Here is a 272-nt window from a genome sequence, read left to right on the forward strand (position 1 = left end):
TCGGCGATGGCCCGCGGCTGCTCAAAGATCTCTTTCTGCATGTAGTGCCGGTACGGTCCCAGCTCCACCGCGCCGCTGTGGGCGTGCACGGTCTTGACGGGTCGCAGCGCGGCGTCCAGCGGCTGGCCGTCGGCCCCGGCGATCCAGTAGCGGCCCAGTTGCAGGTCCACCACGTCACCTTCGGCCAGGTAGACGATCTGGTCGGTGACGCCGGCCAGGGCCATGGCGTCGCTGGCCAGGTAGTGCGGCGCGGGTTCGCCGCCCTCGGCCCG

General features: G+C 71.3%; 1 pseudogene. It reads right to left on the reverse strand.

What is annotated here, in order from left to right:
* Positions 1 to 272 (reverse strand): annotated as a pseudogene (locus tag HA630_RS02340) (glutamine--fructose-6-phosphate aminotransferase); the annotation flags it as partial.

The organism is Aquabacterium sp. A08 (genome assembly GCF_011742065.1).